Source organism: Kluyvera cryocrescens NBRC 102467 (genome assembly GCF_001571285.1).
Lineage (GTDB): Bacteria > Pseudomonadota > Gammaproteobacteria > Enterobacterales > Enterobacteriaceae > Kluyvera > Kluyvera cryocrescens.
In genome coordinates this window covers 1-16,059 of the sequence record NZ_BCTM01000058.1, presented here as the reverse complement: position 1 = coordinate 16,059, position 16,059 = coordinate 1, and the positions used below count along the sequence as shown (strand labels likewise).

Sequence of the window (16,059 nt, the reverse complement as noted above, 5' to 3'; positions counted from 1 at the left end):
TCAAAATGGGTGAAACCTACCAGCTCCTTGATAGCTACAAAATCTGCAACTACTCCGGTGGTCTGGGGCCAAAACAGCGCCAGGGCGATTTTAAAAGTCCTGAAGGGTTTTATTCGGTACAGCGCAGCCAGTTGAAACCCGATAGCCGCTTCTATAAAGCGATTAATATCGGTTTCCCGAACGCCTATGACCGCGCGCACGGCTATGAAGGGAAATATCTGATGATTCACGGTGCCTGCGTTTCGGTTGGCTGCTACGCCATGACCGACTCCGGTATTGACGAAATCTTCCAGTTTGTCACTGCAGCCCTGGTCTTCGGGCAATCTGGCGTGCAGGTCAGCATCTATCCATTCCGTATGACGGATGCCAACATGCAGCGCCACAAATACTCGTACTACAATGATTTCTGGCAACAGCTAAAACCGGGCTACGACTACTTCCAGCAGACCCACCGTCCGCCGATGGTTTCGGTGGTCGACGGGCGTTATGTGGTGAGCAAGCCGCTCAGCCACGAAGTTGTTCAGCCACAGCTGGCGTCAAACTATACGCTCTCCGAGGCAAAATAAGCGCCATTCGCCTGGCATAATCTTGTGCCAGGTTTCATTCCCCGTCAGCGGCTGCGTCGCTATGACCGTCACCACATCGTTGGCGGTCGTTTCCTTCTGAAAATCAATCTCAACATCCTGATCCAGAAGCGTAGCCACGCCAAACGGCGCGCGACGGGTGATCCAATACAGGTTGGTCGAGCAGAACGCCATCACATAGCGCCCGTCCGACAGCAGCATATTGAACACGCCCTTCTCACGTAGTTCGCCAGCCAGTGAAGCAATATATTTGAATACCGCCTGCATATTGCCGGGCGTGCGCGGGTAGCGCTGCGTCAGTTTATGCAGCAGCCAGCAGAACGCTTTCTCACTGTCCGTTTCCCCCACAGGGCGAAACTGCCCCGTCTCCAGAGATTTGTAGCCGGTGAGTTGGCCATTGTGCGCGTAGGTCCAGTTGCGTCCCCACAGCTCGCGGGTAAACGGATGGGTATTTTCCAGCGCCACCATGCCGCGATTAGCCTGGCGGATATGCGCAATCACCGAGCAGGATTTTATCGGGTAATCCTGCACCAGTTTGGCGATGGGTGATTGATAGCTCGGCTGCGGATCTTTAAACGTGCGACAGCCCTTGCCTTCGTAGAAGGTAATTCCCCAGCCGTCTTTATGCGGCCCGGTGCCCCCACCGCGCTGGACCAGCCCGGTAAAACTGAAGCAAATATCGGTTGGCACATTGGCGCTCATCCCGAGCAATTCGCACATATCACACCCCCACAGCAATCGGGGCCGAAGCCCCGTGAAACTTATGCCTTAACCATCTCTTTTTCGATAAGCATGATCAGGATATGGATAACTTTAATGTGAATTTCCTGCACACGGTCAGCATAGCCAAAGTGCGGTACACGAATTTCGATATCCGCAGAACCCGCCATTTTGCCGCCATCTTTACCGGTCAGCGTAATCACTTTCATGCCCTGCGCGCGCGCTGCTTCAATCGCTTTGATAACGTTTGCAGAGTTACCTGAAGTCGAGATGCCCAGCAGCACGTCACCCGCACGACCGACGGATTCAACGTAGCGAGAGAAAACATATTCATAACCGAAATCATTACTCACGCAGGAGAGATGGCTGACGTCGGAGATCGCAATCGCCGGGTAACCCGGACGGTTTTCACGATAGCGACCGGTCAGTTCTTCCGCAAAGTGCATCGCGTCACAGTGTGAACCGCCGTTACCGCAAGAAAGCACTTTGCCGCCCGCTTTAAAGCTGTCCGCCAGCAGGACTGCTGCGCGCTGAATGGCGTGGATATTGGCTTCGTCTTTCAGGAAGTTTGCCAGCGTATCGGCCGCTTCATTCAGTTCGTTACGAATAAGATCCTGGTACATGAGGATAATCCTTCAGCATTAATAAAATTGTCATCGCTAGTGTAACGGATAGCGTTAGCACAGAGAAGCGAGCGCCGTTCTATATCCGCGGATGTTTGGATTTTTGGTGCGCTAAAAAGCGACAACAATGTGAGCGAGGTTGTAATTATTTTGTAAACACATTGCTAATTAAAATCACATCAACTACAACCATATCATCACAAGTGGTCAGACCTCCTACAAGACAGGGGCATTTCTCTATGATGATTTTGAGTGTTGTTTTAACCATTGCTTTACTCGGTGTACTCTTCTATCACCGCGTCAGTTTAACGCTCAGCAGCGTAATTCTACTGGCCTGGACCGCCGCGCTTGGCGCTGCGGGTCTGTGGAATCTGTGGCTGCTGGTGCCGCTGGCCATCATTCTCGTGCCGTTCAACTTTACGCCAATGCGTAAGTCGCTGATCTCCGCACCGATCTTCCGCATGTTCAGTAAAGTGATGCCACCGATGTCACGCACTGAAAAAGAAGCGATTGATGCCGGTACCACCTGGTGGGAAGGAGATCTGTTCCGCGGTAACCCGGACTGGAAAAAGCTGCACAACTACCCGCGTCCTCAGCTGACGGCGGAAGAACAGGCCTTCATTGACGGCCCGGTTGAAGAAGCCTGCCGTATGGCAAATGACTTTGCGATCACCCACGAAATGGCTGATTTACCGCCTGAGCTGTGGGCCTATCTGAAAGAGCACCGCTTCTTTGCGATGATCATTAAGAAAGAGTACGGCGGCCTGGAATTCTCCGCGTATGCACAGGCTCGCGTCCTGCAAAAGCTGTCCGGCGTTTCGGGCATTCTGGCGATTACCGTCGGCGTACCGAACTCTTTAGGCCCAGGCGAACTGCTGCAACATTACGGTACTGAAGAACAAAAAGATCATTATCTGCCGCGCCTGGCGCGTGGTCAGGAAATCCCATGCTTCGCGCTGACCAGCCCAGAAGCCGGCTCAGATGCTGGCGCTATTCCGGATACCGGCGTCGTCTGTATGGGCGAATGGCAGGGCGAGCAGGTTCTGGGCATGCGCCTGACCTGGAACAAACGTTATATCACTCTGGCACCAATCGCTACCGTACTGGGCCTGGCCTTTAAGCTGTCCGACCCGGACAAACTGCTGGGCGGAGCGGAAGAACTGGGCATCACCTGTGCGCTGATTCCAACCAACACCCCGGGCGTGGAAATTGGCCGTCGCCACTTCCCATTAAACGTTCCGTTCCAGAACGGGCCGACCCGTGGTCAGGATATCTTTGTGCCGATTGATTACATCATCGGTGGGCCGAAAATGGCCGGCCAGGGCTGGCGTATGCTGGTTGAATGCCTGTCCGTCGGTCGCGGTATCACCCTGCCATCTAACTCCACCGGCGGCGTGAAATCGGTGGCGCTGGCGACCGGTGCTTATGCACACATTCGCCGTCAGTTCAAAGTGTCCATCGGTAAGATGGAAGGTATTGAAGAGCCATTAGCGCGTATCGCGGGTAACGCCTACGTCATGGATGCGGCGGCGACGCTGATTACCTACGGCATTATGCTGGGTGAGAAACCGGCCGTCCTGTCCGCTATCGTTAAATACCATTGTACCCACCGCGGTCAGCAGTCCATCGTTGACGCGATGGATATTGCCGGCGGTAAAGGCATCATGCTCGGCGAAGGTAACTTCCTGGCACGTGCTTATCAGGGCGCACCAATTGCTATCACCGTTGAAGGGGCCAACATTCTGACCCGTAGCATGATGATCTTCGGCCAGGGCGCAATTCGTTGCCATCCATACGTGCTGGAAGAGATGGCCGCGGCGCAGAATAAAGACGTGAATGCTTTCGATAAGCTGCTGTTCAAACACATCGGCCACGTCGGTAGCAACAAAGTGCGTAGCTTCTGGTTAGGGCTCACCCGCGGCTTAACCAGCCCGACGCCAACCCGTGATGCCACCAAACGTTACTATCAGCATCTGAACCGCCTGAGCGCCAACCTGGCTCTGCTGTCAGACGTCTCCATGGCGGTGCTGGGCGGCAGCCTGAAGCGTCGTGAACGTATCTCCGCACGTCTGGGTGATGTGCTGAGCCAGCTCTATCTCGCCTCTTCCGTCCTCAAGCGTTATGACGACGAAGGCCGTAACGAAGCAGATTTACCGCTGGTGCACTGGGGCGTACAGGATGCGCTGTATCAGGCAGAACAGGCGATTGACGATCTGTTACAGAACTTCCCAAACCGCTTTGTCGCAGGCGCGATGCGCGTAGTGATCTTCCCAACCGGTCGTCATTACTTAGCCCCGTCGGATAAGTTAGATCACGCGGTGGCGAAAATTCTGCAAACTCCAAGTGCGACCCGTTCACGTATTGGCCGCGGTCAGTATCTGACTCCGAGTCAGCACAACCCGGTGGGCCTGCTGGAAGAAGCGTTGGTCGATGTGATGGCCGCCGATCCTATCCACCAGCGTATCTGTAAAGAGATTGGCAAAAACCTGCCATTCACTCGCCTGGACGAACTGGCGCATAACGCGCTGGCAAAAGGGCTGATTGATCAGGCTGAAGCCGCCATTCTTATTAAGGCTGAAGAGAGCCGTCTGCGCAGCATAAACGTTGACGACTTTGCCCCAGACGAGCTGGCGACCAAGCCGGTAAAGCTGCCGGACAACGTGCGCAAGGTTGAAGCCGCGTAACGTAATCCTTTCGTTATCCTTGAAGCGGAGCCTGGCTCCGCTTTTTTTTATGCAGACAGTCCTCAGCGCCATCAGCTCCTGATAAGGTGTTACAGTTAGATTGATGCCCTGCCATAAAGGAGCGAATCACTGTGCCTGGTTTGAAAATTACTCTTTTGCAGCAACCGCTGGTGTGGATGGATGGCCCCGCCAACCTGCGCCATTTTGGCCGCCTGATGGAAGATATTGTCGGGCGGGACGTGATTGTGCTGCCGGAAATGTTTACTACCGGCTTTGCCATGGAAGCCGCCGAACAGTCGATGGCGGAAGCCGACGTCATTGCCTGGATGCGTGAGCAGGCGCTGCGTACCAACGCGCTCATTGCCGGCAGCGCGGCGCTCCAGACCGGACGCGGTGCGGTAAACCGTTTCCTGCTGGTTGAGCCGGAAGGCCACGTCCATACCTATGATAAACGCCACCTGTTTCGCATGGCCGACGAACACCATCATTATCTCGCCGGCGACAAACGTATCGTACTGACCTGGCGCGGCTGGCGTATTCTGCCGCTGGTTTGCTACGACCTACGCTTCCCGGTGTGGTCGCGTAATCGCAACGACTACGATCTCGCGCTGTACGTCGCCAACTGGCCAGCCCCGCGCTCGCTACATTGGCAGGCGCTATTAACGGCGCGAGCAATCGAAAACCAGGCGTACGTTGTTGGATGCAACCGGGTCGGCACCGATGGCAATGGCCATCACTATCGCGGCGACAGCCGAATTATTTCTCCGCAGGGTGAGATTCTGGCGACCGCTGAAGCACATCAGGCAACGCGCATTGACGGAGAGCTATCATTGTCCGCGCTGCAAGAATACCGGGAGAAATTTCCCGCCTGGCAGGATGCCGATCCGTTCGCCCTCGGCTAGTTTAATCCCTCCGGCCTGAATTGCTTTCAGGCCTTAGCTTCAATCATTTATTACCTATTATATTTCAATGAGATTCGGCGTTTATTTTCTGGCCAATCATTGCCATTTATTCCGTCTTTTCCCCCCCGCTGAATATTTACTTATTAGAGCCGCTTTCTGTTCTACACTCATAAAGTGGATAAAATTCAACAATCATGCGCGTTTGCAGTAAATAAGTTCCCGCGATAACTTTTTTCTATTGGCTTTGCTTTGGCATCAGGTCGGGTTAGTTGTGTCTGCAATATCAACTGGAACAACGATCATGGACAATAATAATCTCATCATTGTTGAAAAAAGGCTGGTTGCCAGATTTATGGATATGTTCATTAAGTTTGGACTGATCCTGGCATTAGCCTCTTTCTGTTTTACCGTTTTTGCTCCATTTCTGAACATGATGCTGTGGGCGATCATTCTGGCGGTCACCCTCTATCCTCTCCATCAACGCTTCGCTGCCCGCTTTGCCGGTAGGCAGGGATGGGCTTCAACGTTGTTAATTCTGCTCGGGATCCTGCTTATTGTCGCCCCAACGGTGATGATGGTCAGTTCGCTGGGAGATAGCCTCAGTGGCCTGATCGGCAAATTGAGCCACGATAATCTGGTTATCCCTCCCCCCTCCGATACCATCGCCGCGCTTCCGATCGTGGGCGAAAAGCTCTACGCGCTATGGCTCAAAATTTCGACGGACCTGCCCGGGTTTATCAGTACTTATCGCACGCAGTTGGCTGATGTCGCAAAGCTAGTTCTTGGTTTTCTCGCCAGTATGGGCGGTGGGCTGCTGGGCTTTGTCTTCTCATTCATCGTGGCAGGCATCATCATGGCCTGGGGGGCGGCTGGCGCCAACAGCGCCCGACGGATTGCTATTCGCATTACCGATGAAACGAAGGGGACCTCTCTGACAAAACTCTGTACCGGTACCATTCGTGCCGTGGCGATGGGGGTTATCGGGGTCGCGCTCATTCAGGCGCTATTGGTTGGGGTCATCATGGCGCTGGCCGGGCTTCCTGCGGTGGGGATCTTCTTTATTCTGGCGTTGATTCTGGGGATCGCACAGATCCCAGTGATTCTGGTCACCGCCCCCGCGATCGCCATAATGTGGAGTATCGGGATACACGGTATGGGACTGAATATCTTCTATACCGTGCTGCTGGTAATAGCCGGTATGACCGATAACGTCCTTAAACCGCTCATGCTAGGACGCGGGGTCGATGCCCCCATGCCGGTGGTTCTGCTCGGGGCACTGGGTGGAATAGCAGCCAGCGGTATTCTCGGCATGTTTATCGGTGCGACGTTACTGTCCATTGGCTATCGTATCTTTATGGCCTGGGTGAATGACGGCCTGGCTAACGCCCCGAGAGACCACGATATTCAATGATGGCAGCCAAACGAGACTTGCGGAGAGTTCAACGATGCTGCTGCCTTTGCTAATGGGAATGCCGGTGATTCTGTGCAATATGTTGCTGCAGTCACTGATTTCCGTTTGGTGTATTCGATTTTATATCAAACGGTTCCACGACAAAGAAGGCACTATTGCCGGCGTGATGGCGCTGTTTGGCATCATCACGATCGTCCTTCTCGGTAATCTGCTGCAAATCTTGCTCTGGGGGCTGCTGTTTTTAGGATTGGGCGAGTTCGATACGCTATTGGAGGCGGTTTATCACTCGGGCGTGAATTTTGCGACACTCGGCTATGGCGATATTGTCATGAGCCCACGGTGGAAACTCCTTGGGCCGCTGGAAGCGGTAAATGGGGCGCTGATGATTGGTCTATCCGGCGCCTGTATGCTGGCGGTGTTGCAGCATCACATTCGCAAACAGCTCAGGACATGAGTAAGAAAGGACGTAAAACGACGAAAGCCTGAATCATTTCTGATTCAGGCTTTCTGAATGTGGCGGAACGGACGGGACTCGAACCCGCGACCCCCTGCGTGACAGGCAGGTATTCTAACCGACTGAACTACCGCTCCACAACGTTCCCTTCGGAACGAGGCGAATATTACGGTTTCCCTGGAAAACCGTCAACGCTTTTTCTCTATTTTTGAATCGTTTGCTGCAAAAATCACCCATAAGCTTATTTTCACAGCAAAATGAGCCGCTTTATCCCCGCCAGAGGCAGCTTCCGCCCTTTTTCTGTACCAGGTCGAGTCGCGATTCATGATTCATCAGCTCCTCATCGGTGGCGTAAACCACCCGTAATTTGCTCTGCGCTCGCACAATACGCTGAATGCCGGTATTGTCTGCCTGCTGTTGTCCCTCACCTTCCATCGCAAACTTGATCGACGTTTGCCCGCCGGTCATCGTCAGATAGACATCAGCCAGAATCTGGGCATCGAGCAGTGCGCCGTGCAGCGTACGTTTGGTGTTGTCTATTTCATAGCGTGAGCATAACGCATCGAGGCTATTACGCTTACCGGGGAACATCCGCCGCGCCAGCGCCAGGCTATCGGTGACCTTGCAGAAGGTATCCGTTTTTGGAATACCGCGGTTGAGCTTACTAAACTCATAGTCCATGAAGCCAATATCGAACGATGCGTTATGGATGACCAGCTCCGCCCCGCGGATGTAGTCCATAAACTCGTCGGCCACGTCGGCAAAGGTCGGTTTATCCAGTAAGAACTCATCGGCGATACCGTGAACACCGAAGGCTTCAGGGTCCACCAGCCGGTCCGGCTTGAGATACACGTGGAAGTTATTGCCGGTCAAACGACGGTTTATCACCTCGACGGCACCGATCTCAATGATCTTGTGGCCTTCATAGTGGGCACCGATCTGGTTCATACCGGTGGTTTCGGTATCCAGAACGATCTGTCGCGTAATTGCAGTGCTCATATCAGTCATTTATGTCAGACTTGCCGTTTTACTTTCAATTGCAGATACAGGAAGTCTACCAGAGATGCTTAAACAGGTAGAAATTTTCACCGATGGCTCATGCCTCGGCAATCCCGGTCCGGGTGGTTACGGCGCTATTTTACGCTATCAGCAGCGGGAAAAAACCTTCAGTGAAGGCTATCGACTGACCACCAATAATCGAATGGAGATGATGGCCGCAATCGTCGCGCTCGAGGCGCTCAAAGAGCCGTGTACGGTGGTGCTCAGTACCGACAGCCAGTACGTTCGCCAGGGGATCACCCAGTGGATCCACAACTGGAAAAAGCGCGGCTGGAAAACGGCGGATAAAAAGCCGGTCAAAAATGTCGATCTGTGGAAGCGGCTGGATACCGCACTGGGTAAGCATGAGATCCGCTGGGAATGGGTTAAAGGCCACGCCGGTCACCCGGAAAACGAACGCTGTGACGAACTGGCGCGTACCGCGGCTAATTCACCCACCCAGGATGATACCGGGTACCAACCGGACGCCTAAGCGTCCGGCTTGCGGTACTGTCGCGTCGCCCCAACCGCCTGCTGGATACGGCTTTTGGCCTTGTTCTGCCGCATCGGATTGAGCGTAAGTGGAATCGTTCGCTTACGCGCAACAATCAACTGTAGACAGCCTAATGCCGGTAAATGCGTGCCCAAAAGCGCCCCGCCCTGTTTTGCCCACGGCAGCACCTGAAACTGACTTTGGTGAAGCACTTCAAAATTGAGCAGCGCCAGCCAATCAAGCTGACGCGTCAGAGTAAACATCCGGCTGTTATACGGCACCGACTTACGTAGCACCGGCATAAGCTTACGTAATCCCATCAGGCTCACCGGGTTAAAACTACTGATAATCAGCCAGCCATCGTCAATCAATACTCGATCGGCCTCACGCAGGAGACGGTGAGGATCGCTGCACCAGGGTAGCGTGTGGGAGAGCAAACAGGCATCGACCGATTTCTCGGCAAACGGCAAATGTAGCGGATCGGCCATCACCTGGATGGGGCTCCCCTCCAATGAAATGTTCACCTGATGGGAGATCGCACAGGCTTCAGTGTTGATCTCTGCGCTTAGATTCCCCACCTTGAGCAGGTGAAAACCGTACAGTTTTCCCAGCCACGGTTTCAGTTGACGATCGATGGCCTCACGATAATATTCACCCCAGGGCATTTGCGCCCACGAGACAGGCGCTGAGACTGTTTGAGGTATCCTTGCCGGTTTCATCACAACCTTCCCTACGCGTAAGAGGTAACGAATGAATCTTAACAGTATTCCTGCATTTCAGGACAACTACATCTGGGTTCTTAATGATGAAACAGGTCGTTGTCTGATCGTCGATCCCGGCGAAGCCGCACCAGTCCTCAAAGCGATTACCGATAATCGCTGGCATCCCGAAGCCATTTTGTTGACTCATCACCATAATGATCATGTCGGGGGCGTCGCCGATCTGTGTAAGCAATTTCCGAATCTTGTCGTTTATGGCCCTCAGGAGACAATTAACAAAGGTGCAACAAAAATAGTTGCCGACGGCGATAAAATCGCCCTCCTCGGCCAACAATTTCAGGTTTTCGCGACCCCTGGACACACTTTAGGACATATCTGTTTCTACAGCGCACCGTATTTATTTTGCGGCGACACCCTGTTTTCCGGGGGCTGCGGGCGGTTGTTCGAGGGGACCGCAGCCCAGATGTATCAATCGTTACAGAGAATTAACACTCTCCCGGAAGAGACTCTCATTTGTTGCGCACATGAGTACACCCTCTCCAATATGAAGTTTGCGCTGAGCGTTTTACCGCATGATTTGTTCATTAACGAATACTATCGTGAAGTTAAGGAGTTACGAGCAAAAAAACAAATAACACTCCCCACAACTCTGAAAAAAGAGCGTCAGATTAATCTCTTTTTAAGAACGGATGATATTGATTTAATTGATGAAATAGAGAAAGAAACAAAGATGCTACAATCTGAGCAGCGTTTTGCATGGTTACGCTCAAAGAAAGATAACTTCTGATACTTCCGGGTTGCGTTTTCGAAAGTTCGCCGTTATGATCGCTCGTCTTTTAAGCAACTATTGACACACACATGAAGGCAAAAGCGATATTACTCGCCTCTGTCCTGCTCGTGGGGTGCCAGGCTTCACAGCAAGGCACCGTCCAACAGCACGCACAGAGCCTTTCTGCGGCTAGTCAAGGGGAAGCAAGTAAGTTCGCAAGTCAGGCGCGTTGGATGGACGATGGGACATTCGACACGCAGAATCAGGACTTGTGGGCTTATATTGGCGACGAGCTAAAGATGGGAATCCCGGATAACTCCCGGGTTCGCGAACAGAAACAGAAGTATTTGAAGAATAAGAGCTATCTCCACGATGTAACTTTACGGGCAGAGCCGTATATGTACTGGATAGCCGAGCAAGTTAAGAAACGTAACATGCCAATGGAACTGGTATTACTACCCATAGTGGAGAGCGCTTTTGACCCGCACGCAACGTCTGGTGCCAATGCCGCAGGCATTTGGCAGATCATTCCGAGCACAGGGCGAAATTACGGTCTGAAACAGACCCGCAGCTATGATGCACGTCGTGACCTCGTTGCTTCCACAACGGCGGCACTGGATATGATGCAGCGCCTGAACAAAATGTTTGATGGCGACTGGTTGTTGACCGTAGCAGCATATAACAGCGGTGAAGGCCGTGTAATGAAAGCGATGAAGGTGAACAAAGCCCGTGGTAAGCCCACTGACTTCTGGTCACTGCCGTTGCCACAGGAAACCAAGCTGTACGTGCCTAAAATGCTGGCATTGAGTGATATTCTCAAAAACAGCAAACGCTATGGCGTTCGTCTGCCAAGTGCCGACGAAAGCCGAGCGCTGGCGCGCGTTCGCCTGGATAGCCCGGTTGAGATTGCTCAGTTGGCGGATATGGCAGGCATGCCGGTCAGCAAGCTGAAGACCTTCAACGCCGGCGTAAAAGGCTCAACGCTCGGTGCCACTGGCCCGAAGTACGTGATGGTGCCACAGAAGCATGCAGACCAGCTGCGTGAATCCCTGGCCTCCGGTGAAATTGCCGACCTCCAGCCAACGCTGGTTGCCGATAACACGCCGTTGACCAGCCGCAGCTACAAGGTGCGTTCAGGTGATACGCTGTCGGGTATCGCATCGCGTTTAGGCGTGTCTGCGAAAGATCTGCAACAGTGGAATGGCCTGCGCGGAAGCAATCTGAAAGTGGGTCAGAGCTTAACGGTTGGTGCGGGCAGCAGCGCTGCGCGTCTTGCCGATAACAGCAGCATTACGTACCGGGTACGTAAGGGCGATTCACTGTCGAGCATTGCTAAGCGTCACGGCGTTAACATCAAAGATGTGATGCGCTGGAACAACGGCACCGGCAACCTGCAGCCGGGCGATCAGCTGACGCTGTTTGTAAAAAACAGCGACCGTCCTGATTCCTGACAGGCACGCAATAAAAAAGGCACCGATTCCCCCGGTGCCTTTTTTTATTGTTCATTTTGGCGTTATTTCGCCGGACTGAACTCCACAATCAGTGGATTATGATCCGAAGCGCGAGTCACCAGCACTGATGCCTGACTGACGTTAAGCTCTCGATAGAAAACGAAATCCAGCGGGCGGCCAAAGGCGCGACGACGTTGGTCATCGTCAAAACGAACGGGACGCAATGACATATCACGCGCAAAGCGATAAAGCGCATTCATCCGTGGCCGACTCCAGGCATTGAAATCCCCTGCCATAATCACCGGGCCATTATGCTGCGCAATCTGCTCCCCGATAGGAATGAGCTGTTTACTGTAGACGTCTACACCAAGGCTGAAGTTAACCGCGTGGATATTCACGACCATCAGCAGCCGTGCGTCAGGAAGTGGGTAAACGGTCACTAACGCCGATTTAGCAAGCCGCAGAATCGGCTCACGTTCACGAAGCGGACAACAGTAAACGGGCTGCGCGGCAGACAGGGTCATGACGCCGGATGGATGGTGCGGCAGTGCAAATGCGGGCACCTGATCCGCAGCCAGATAGTTAGTGGTCGCAAACTTCACTAATTCAGGCGTGGTCTGTGCTTCCTGGAGCAGAACCAAATGGGCGTCTTTACCAAACTTATTCAGCACTGATAACCACTCAGCGCGCTGCTGTTTAAAGATATTCCACACCAGAATTCGAATGTTTTCTTCAGTGCTTAACGGCTTACCCATCATCAGTGCCTGGCTAATGCTGGTATAAGCGCCTGGCGGCGGTAAAATCCGCTCCGCGGGCTGTCCGGCAATATAGCGCATGGCATAGGTATTTTTTCGCACTTTCTTTTATAACCTCAATAACGAAAGAACCCTCCTGCTGCCAGGAAGGTCCTTCTGTTATAGGGGCTTTTGCCCACGGTTTCAACGCTAATTGCGATAAAGCCGGGTGAACTTTTGTAAGCCTGCGCTTACCTTTCCAGCCTTAGCCCAATGCCACGCGTGCCGTCTTATCCAGACGTCCGCTCAGCCCGGTCAACAGCAGAGCACCAGCCACAATCAACGCGCCGATCCACGGGGTTTGTGCCAGACCGTAGTGCTCAACGGTTTGACCACCGATGACCGATCCAAGCGCGATGCCGACGTTAAAGGCAGCAATATTCAGACCCGATGCCACATCCACAGCGGCCGGCGTATATTGCTCAGCTTTCTGCACAACGTAAACCTGCAAACCCGGTACGTTGCCAAAGGCAAAGACGCCCATCACCAGAATCGTCGCCAGCGCCGCGTACTGTACGGATGCGGTAAACTGGAATACTAAAAGTAAGGCAGCAAGTGCAGCGAAGATAAACTTCAGCGCGGGAACGGCACCATGTTTGTCGGCAAGTTTACCGCCCCAGATATTACCAATTGCCACGGCCACACCGTATCCCAGCAGGATCCAGCTCACGGCATTTGGCGTAAAGCCGGCTAAATTTTGCATCATCGGAGCGAGGAAGGTAAAAGCGGTAAATACGCCGCCATAGCCCAGTGCCGTAATCGCGTAGATCATCAACAAACGTGGATGGGTCAGTACCTTTAGCTGGTCCGACAGACTCGCTGGCGCCCTGCCAGGGATATTACTTGGCACCAGGACCGCGCTCGCAATAAGAGCAATGACACCCAGCATTGAAACCGCAAGGAACGTTTCACGCCAGCCAAAGTGCTGACCGATAAAGGTCCCAAGTGGAACACCGGTCACTAGCGCAACGGTCAGGCCACCAAACATGATGGCAATAGCCGAGGCCGCTTTCTCTTTTGGTACCAGGCTGGTAGCAATCGTCGACCCGATTGAGAAGAAGACCCCGTGGGCCAGTCCGGTAAGTAAGCGGGCAATCACCAATGTAATGTAACCCGGGGCCTGCCAGGCAAGCAGATTGCCGATGGTAAATAGCACCATTAATGCCAGCAGCAGCTGCTTACGCGGAAGCTTACCGGTAAGCGCGGTTAATACCGGCGCACCGATAGCGACCCCAAGGGCGTAGATAGAGACTAACAGCCCGGCAGAGGGCAAAGAGATAGATAACTGTTCAGCAATCGTCGGTACCAAACCAACAATAACAAACTCGGTTGTGCCAATGGCAAAGGCACTGATCGTTAAGGCAAGTAGCGCCAGCGGCATAATTTACTCCACATCATCAGTATTAAGATGACACGTAGTATGCCGGGATGTTTAAATAACAAAAATATTCAAAATCTCAATATAATTTTGCTTCAGGTGCAATAATGAGAGCCACATCAGAAGAGATCGCCATTTTTGTCGCCGTCGTAGAAAGCGGCAGCTTCAGCCGGGCCGCCGAGCAGCTTGGCCTCGCTAATTCGGCGGTAAGCCGGGCGGTGAAGAAACTAGAATCCAAGCTTGGCGTGAGCTTACTTAACCGAACGACCCGTCAGTTAAGCCTGACAGAAGAAGGGGAACGCTATTTCCGTCGTATGCAGGTGGTACTGCAGGAGATGGCGGCAGCAGAAAATGAGCTGCTCGACACGCGTAACACTCCACGAGGCCTGCTGCGCGTGGATGCCGCAACCCCAGTCATGTTGCACTTTCTGATGCCGTTGATTAAGCCATTCCGTGAGCGTTACCCTGAAATGACCCTCTCACTGGTGTCGTCAGAGACCTTTATCAATCTGATTGAACGGAAAGTAGATGTGGCAATTCGCGCTGGCACATTAACTGACTCCAGTCTGCGAGCGCGCCCGCTATTTACTAGCTATCGCAAGATCATTGCGTCGCCGGACTATATTGCCCGCTACGGGATGCCTGAGAATGCCACCGACCTCAAAGATCACCAGTGTCTGGGGTTCACTGAGCCCTCGTCACTGAATACCTGGCCTATCTACTGCTGTGATGGCCAGTTTATGGAAATTAGCAGCGAGATCTCCTCAAACAGCGGTGAAACATTGAAACAGCTCTGCCTGAACGGCAACGGAATCGCTTGTTTGTCGGATTACATGGTGGATAAGGAAATTGCCAGAGGGGAATTTGTCGAACTGTTGGCGGATAAGCGGCTGCCCGTCGAGATGCCATTTAGCGCCGTCTATTACAGCGATCGCGCGGTGAGTACACGCATCAGGGCATTTATCGACTTTCTCAGCGAGTATGTGAAAGAAACACGTTAATGCTAAACGGCCGAAGGTGGCCTATTTGCCACCTTCGGGTTGATAACGTTTTTAGAATCAGCGCAGAATAGAAGTTAATCCCACTCTGGTGCCAGACCTTCTGGACTCACCAGACGGTCATTGCAATCCAATTCGGCGATGGCAGCTTTGTCATCTGCATCCAACAGCAGATCCTGCGCCAGCAGATTACCTGCCAGATTTTCACGCTTCGTCGATGACGGGATCACGGCGTACCCCTCTCCCATCGCCCAGGCCAGAATAACCTGCGCGGCTGTCGCATTATGCTTCACTGCAATACGGTTAATAACTTCATCTTTCAATGCCTTACCATAAGCCAGCGTCATATAGGATGTTATGTGAATACCGCGCTCGGTGGCCCAGTCAACGACTTTACGGTTTTGCAAATATGGCGATAGCTCGATTTGATTGGTGGCGATATTTTCCGCGCCAACCGCGGCGATGGCACGTTCCATCAGCGGGATTGTAAAGTTTGAAATACCGATCTGGCGGGTCAGCCCCAGCTTTTTGGCTTCCAATAGCGCGGCCATAAACTCTTCAACAGCGACAGTATCATTGGGGGATGGCCAATGGATCAACGTCAAATCAACATAATCGGTACGCAGTTTCTGCAGGCTTTCTTTCAGACTGGGGATCAGTTTGTCTTTACTGAGATTTTCGATCCAGATCTTGGTGGTGATGAACAGCGCGTCACGTGCAACACCACTTTCAGCGATGGCCTGACCGACAGCCGCTTCGTTGTCATAGATTTGTGCGGTATCAATGGTGCGATAGCCCAGTTCCAGTGCTGTTTTAACGGAAGCAATAACAACATCATCTTTCAGGCGAAAAGTACCAAGGCCAAATGCAGGGATTGTCATGATTTTCCTCTTTATTATTCAATATGGGTTAACTAAAAACCATTATGACGAAGATGAGGAATGGGAAAAAGATCGATAAATGCAGAGGATTTTTGCTAAATCAGCAACAATTAAATAACAAAGACAAAAAAGCCCTGAGCAAATGCTCAGGGCTTCTTAA

General features: G+C 52.7%; 16 protein-coding genes and 1 tRNA gene. 9 read left to right on the top strand and 8 right to left on the bottom strand.

Annotated features, from left to right (window positions below):
- Window positions 1-566, top strand: a 566-nt coding sequence (locus tag KCR01S_RS22890) for a L,D-transpeptidase family protein (RefSeq protein ID WP_061285191.1), incomplete at its 5' end; no start/stop codon positions are given.
- Here the strand turns inward: KCR01S_RS22890 and KCR01S_RS22885 are convergent.
- Both KCR01S_RS22885 and lpcA read right to left on the bottom strand, forming a co-directional pair.
- Complete coding sequence (locus tag KCR01S_RS22885; RefSeq protein ID WP_061285190.1) at window positions 537-1,304, bottom strand: class II glutamine amidotransferase; 768 nt, start codon at window positions 1,302-1,304, stop codon at window positions 537-539. The two genes, KCR01S_RS22890 and KCR01S_RS22885, sit on opposite strands and share 30 nt — an antisense overlap.
- A gap of 41 nt (window positions 1,305-1,345) precedes the next feature.
- Window positions 1,346-1,927, bottom strand: a complete 582-nt coding sequence (gene lpcA / locus KCR01S_RS22880; protein ID WP_035894459.1) for a D-sedoheptulose 7-phosphate isomerase — start codon at window positions 1,925-1,927, stop codon at window positions 1,346-1,348.
- A gap of 239 nt (window positions 1,928-2,166) precedes the next feature.
- Between lpcA and fadE the strand changes: the two genes are divergently transcribed.
- From fadE to KCR01S_RS22860, 4 genes are all read left to right on the top strand, one after another.
- Window positions 2,167-4,611, top strand: a complete 2,445-nt coding sequence (gene fadE / locus KCR01S_RS22875; RefSeq protein WP_061285189.1) for an acyl-CoA dehydrogenase FadE — start codon at window positions 2,167-2,169, stop codon at window positions 4,609-4,611.
- 131 nt (window positions 4,612-4,742) lie between these two features.
- The gene (locus KCR01S_RS22870) at window positions 4,743-5,513 is read left to right on the top strand and encodes an amidohydrolase (protein ID WP_061285188.1); all 771 of its coding nucleotides are present in this window, start codon (window positions 4,743-4,745) and stop codon (window positions 5,511-5,513) included.
- Window positions 5,514-5,814: 301 nt separating this feature from the next.
- Window positions 5,815-6,924 (top strand): AI-2E family transporter, encoded by a 1,110-nt coding sequence (locus tag KCR01S_RS22865; RefSeq protein WP_061285187.1) that lies wholly within the window; start codon window positions 5,815-5,817, stop codon window positions 6,922-6,924.
- Window positions 6,925-6,958: 34 nt separating this feature from the next.
- A complete protein-coding gene (locus tag KCR01S_RS22860) occupies window positions 6,959-7,378 on the top strand; it encodes an ion channel (RefSeq protein WP_061285186.1) in 420 nt (139 codons plus the stop codon).
- A gap of 60 nt (window positions 7,379-7,438) precedes the next feature.
- On the opposite strand, the gene KCR01S_RS22855 is transcribed toward KCR01S_RS22860, so the two are convergent.
- Both KCR01S_RS22855 and dnaQ read right to left on the bottom strand, forming a co-directional pair.
- Window positions 7,439-7,515, bottom strand: a tRNA-Asp gene (locus KCR01S_RS22855).
- A gap of 130 nt (window positions 7,516-7,645) precedes the next feature.
- Window positions 7,646-8,377, bottom strand: a complete 732-nt coding sequence (dnaQ, locus tag KCR01S_RS22850) for a DNA polymerase III subunit epsilon (protein WP_061285185.1) — start codon at window positions 8,375-8,377, stop codon at window positions 7,646-7,648.
- Here dnaQ and rnhA point away from each other — a divergent pair.
- Entirely contained in the window at window positions 8,331-8,909 is a 579-nt protein-coding gene (rnhA, locus tag KCR01S_RS22845; RefSeq protein WP_167348849.1) for a ribonuclease HI, read from the top strand. The genes dnaQ and rnhA overlap by 47 nt on opposite strands.
- On the opposite strand, the gene KCR01S_RS22840 is transcribed toward rnhA, so the two are convergent.
- Window positions 8,906-9,628 (bottom strand): class I SAM-dependent methyltransferase, encoded by a 723-nt coding sequence (locus KCR01S_RS22840; RefSeq protein ID WP_061285184.1) that lies wholly within the window; start codon window positions 9,626-9,628, stop codon window positions 8,906-8,908. The two genes, rnhA and KCR01S_RS22840, sit on opposite strands and share 4 nt — an antisense overlap.
- A gap of 31 nt (window positions 9,629-9,659) precedes the next feature.
- Here KCR01S_RS22840 and gloB point away from each other — a divergent pair, with 31 nt between their 5' ends.
- A complete protein-coding gene (gene gloB / locus KCR01S_RS22835; protein WP_061285183.1) occupies window positions 9,660-10,415 on the top strand; it encodes a hydroxyacylglutathione hydrolase in 756 nt (251 codons plus the stop codon).
- A 71-nt stretch (window positions 10,416-10,486) separates the two neighbouring features.
- Entirely contained in the window at window positions 10,487-11,848 is a 1,362-nt protein-coding gene (mltD, locus tag KCR01S_RS22830; RefSeq protein ID WP_061285182.1) for a murein transglycosylase D, read from the top strand.
- 62 nt (window positions 11,849-11,910) lie between these two features.
- Here the strand turns inward: mltD and KCR01S_RS22825 are convergent, their stop codons facing one another.
- Together KCR01S_RS22825 and KCR01S_RS22820 are read right to left on the bottom strand one after the other, a co-directional pair.
- Entirely contained in the window at window positions 11,911-12,705 is a 795-nt protein-coding gene (locus tag KCR01S_RS22825) for an endonuclease/exonuclease/phosphatase family protein (protein WP_061285181.1), read from the bottom strand.
- Between the two features lie 142 nt (window positions 12,706-12,847).
- On the bottom strand, window positions 12,848-14,023 hold the full coding sequence (locus KCR01S_RS22820; protein ID WP_061285180.1) for an MFS transporter: 1,176 nt from the start codon (window positions 14,021-14,023) through the stop codon (window positions 12,848-12,850).
- A 104-nt stretch (window positions 14,024-14,127) separates the two neighbouring features.
- On the opposite strand from KCR01S_RS22820, the gene yafC reads away from it, so the two are divergent.
- A complete protein-coding gene (yafC, locus tag KCR01S_RS22815) occupies window positions 14,128-15,021 on the top strand; it encodes a DNA-binding transcriptional regulator YafC (RefSeq protein WP_061285179.1) in 894 nt (297 codons plus the stop codon).
- Between the two features lie 74 nt (window positions 15,022-15,095).
- On the opposite strand, the gene dkgB is transcribed toward yafC, so the two are convergent.
- Window positions 15,096-15,899 (bottom strand): 2,5-didehydrogluconate reductase DkgB, encoded by an 804-nt coding sequence (dkgB, locus tag KCR01S_RS22810; RefSeq protein ID WP_061285178.1) that lies wholly within the window; start codon window positions 15,897-15,899, stop codon window positions 15,096-15,098.
- Window positions 15,900-16,059: the final 160 nt, after the last annotated feature.

What these genes read in the sequence shown, in the direction of transcription:
- KCR01S_RS22885 (WP_061285190.1), bottom strand. Translation starts at nt 1,304, where the DNA reads ATGTGCGAATTGCTCGGGATGAGCGCCAATGTGCCAACCGATATTTGC.
- lpcA (WP_035894459.1), bottom strand. Translation starts at nt 1,927, where the DNA reads ATGTACCAGGATCTTATTCGTAACGAACTGAATGAAGCGGCCGATACG.
- fadE (WP_061285189.1), top strand. Translation starts at nt 2,167, where the DNA reads ATGATGATTTTGAGTGTTGTTTTAACCATTGCTTTACTCGGTGTACTC.
- KCR01S_RS22865 (WP_061285187.1), top strand. Translation starts at nt 5,815, where the DNA reads ATGGACAATAATAATCTCATCATTGTTGAAAAAAGGCTGGTTGCCAGA.
- KCR01S_RS22860 (WP_061285186.1), top strand. Translation starts at nt 6,959, where the DNA reads ATGCTGCTGCCTTTGCTAATGGGAATGCCGGTGATTCTGTGCAATATG.
- dnaQ (WP_061285185.1), bottom strand. Translation starts at nt 8,377, where the DNA reads ATGAGCACTGCAATTACGCGACAGATCGTTCTGGATACCGAAACCACC.
- KCR01S_RS22840 (WP_061285184.1), bottom strand. Translation starts at nt 9,628, where the DNA reads ATGAAACCGGCAAGGATACCTCAAACAGTCTCAGCGCCTGTCTCGTGG.
- gloB (WP_061285183.1), top strand. Translation starts at nt 9,660, where the DNA reads ATGAATCTTAACAGTATTCCTGCATTTCAGGACAACTACATCTGGGTT.
- mltD (WP_061285182.1), top strand. Translation starts at nt 10,487, where the DNA reads ATGAAGGCAAAAGCGATATTACTCGCCTCTGTCCTGCTCGTGGGGTGC.
- KCR01S_RS22820 (WP_061285180.1), bottom strand. Translation starts at nt 14,023, where the DNA reads ATGCCGCTGGCGCTACTTGCCTTAACGATCAGTGCCTTTGCCATTGGC.
- yafC (WP_061285179.1), top strand. Translation starts at nt 14,128, where the DNA reads ATGAGAGCCACATCAGAAGAGATCGCCATTTTTGTCGCCGTCGTAGAA.
- dkgB (WP_061285178.1), bottom strand. Translation starts at nt 15,899, where the DNA reads ATGACAATCCCTGCATTTGGCCTTGGTACTTTTCGCCTGAAAGATGAT.